General features: G+C 39.8%; 3 protein-coding genes. All 3 read right to left on the bottom strand.

Annotated features, from left to right (window positions below):
* Positions 1 to 903, bottom strand: a 903-nt coding sequence (locus V7K56_RS16165) for a TonB-dependent siderophore receptor (protein WP_334911895.1), incomplete at its 3' end; no start/stop codon positions are given.
* Positions 884 to 1,351 carry an AMIN domain-containing protein gene (locus V7K56_RS16160; RefSeq protein WP_334911894.1) on the bottom strand — a complete coding sequence of 156 codons (468 nt, stop codon included), beginning with the start codon at positions 1,349 to 1,351 and terminating at the stop codon, positions 884 to 886. The genes V7K56_RS16165 and V7K56_RS16160, both read right to left, overlap by 20 nt.
* A gap of 187 nt (positions 1,352 to 1,538) precedes the next feature.
* Positions 1,539 to 1,886, bottom strand: coding sequence for a helix-turn-helix transcriptional regulator (locus tag V7K56_RS16155; protein WP_334911893.1), 348 nt, complete (start codon positions 1,884 to 1,886; stop codon positions 1,539 to 1,541).
* Positions 1,887 to 2,017: the final 131 nt, after the last annotated feature.

Raw genomic sequence — 2,017 nt, 5'->3', positions numbered from 1 at the left:
CCCTCTAGAGCAATTTGGGCAATGTATCAATTGAATCATCCCAAATCGGGCTAATCCAAACGTTTTTTTCTGACTCGTGAGAAATCCGGATTTAGAACTTTCCGAGAGAAAGTCATATCTCCCCCCAATTAGTAGCTTGAGATTAGATAGAAGCGTGACTTGATCTTGCAAATACACGCCAACAGCATTAGAACTCGTTGGTCCACCAAAACCATCAGGAAATGTCTGTGGAATGGGAGCACCGTAGATGGGATTGAAAATATTAATGAGGCTTGGATTTTCAGTATTAGAAGTTCTAAACAAAGAATCACTAAAACTATAAGTGTACTCTAGCCCCAGAAGGAGCTGATGCCCAACGGAACCTGTGTTGAATTTCGCAATCAAGTCAGTTTGCGAGGAGTAGTTTGTGGCTGACTCTTTGACAGTTCGGTAGAACCGAGATGCATCTAGAGTTTCTGGATTTAGAAAGAAGGAGCGAAAAGCTCCAGTTCTCCCATCAAGAAAAGCAGCACCAAAGGCAGTCTTCAAGGTGAGGTTATCGTTAAATCGATGTTCCAGTCTGAAATTAGCGATATGCGAGATGCCACGAACGCGATCGCTTGGTTCTCCCAAATTTCGGCTGATGGGTAACTCAGACAAAATGAAGTTGTCGATGTTGCGATCGCCAGTATAATTTATGGGAATACCTTCATAGAAAATGCGATTATATCGGGAGTACTCATATCTAAACGTTAAGGTTGTATCATTACTAATTTCATAACTTAATACAGGTGAAATCGAGATATTTTCTCCATTTACAAACTCAATGAAGCTACCAAAGTTTTGGTAAGAGGCATTGAAGCGATACAACAAACGTTTGTCAGAAGTTAGTGGGCCAGAAAGATCAATGGAGGGTAAAGCCAAAAATCAAAGCTTCATTTGGAATGTCAAATAACTCGACTTTTGGTACACCCGCATCAGCAATCACCGTTACTCTGATTATATTTCCATCGACTTGAGTAACGGTGACGCTTGTAATTCCTGCAACTGGCTGATCTGAGCGAAATTCCTGAGCGTTGGGTAAAACTAGTTGACTATTAAGAATATCTAGAATTAATGTATTGCCTTCGCTGCGAGTATTTGGCTGAAGCCTTTCTCCTTGGTTAGTTTCCAAAATCACCTCTATGCCAGTTTTGGTAACTTTCAAGTTAACTTTTTTTACCTGCACCGGAGATTTTGCATCGGGGGTTGACAATTGGGAAAGCCAGTGCTTAGTATTAACGGTTAGATTTTCTCTTCGATTAAGTTCAGGAATCTTGTCAATTGCTTGTACTGATGCTTGCCCTGCCGTTAACACAGAAAACAAGCCCATTGTTAACAGTATTATTTGCTGTAATTTCCACACAGTATTTACCTACACCACAACTACTTAACTAAATGAGAAAAAGCTTAACTAGCAGATGAAGTTAGTTAAGAAATTTTCTCAAAAAATCGGAAGTAAGTTAGAGCACAAGGGATTTCACTGACGATTTTCTCTTTAAAAGCGAGTTTTTTCTCTTCTAAACCAAACTTTTCCCTCGCATTTTGATTTGGTAAACTTTGGGACTGATATCGAATTTCTTCCGAAATGCCGCATTAAACGCCGTGGGACTGGCATAACCTACTGCTGCTGCTACTCCAGCAATGGTAATATTTTCTGATGATAATAGTCGCTGTGCTTCTTTCATGCGGTAATCTCGCAAGCAACCAAAGACTGTATCACCGAACAATTGCCGAAAACCTTCTTGCAAATAGCATTCATTTATACCTACTGTTGCTGCTAATTCCACAACAGATAGTGGATTGTTGATATTTTTGAACAGAATTCTTCTTGCTTGATAAACGCGATCGCGGTCATCTGGTTTCAAATAAAATGAACGAGATTGACTAGGAGAACTATCTACTAGTGGGACTTTGTAAAAAACTGGTGCAAAATTAGGCGAGAATGCTTATATAGACTTATGTTTACGTCAGTCTCGACAGGAGCAGCGTAAAATGA

The organism is Nostoc sp. (assembly GCF_036917535.1).
Classification (GTDB): domain Bacteria; phylum Cyanobacteriota; class Cyanobacteriia; order Cyanobacteriales; family Nostocaceae; genus Nostoc.
This window is presented reverse-complemented; position numbering and strand designations above follow the sequence as displayed.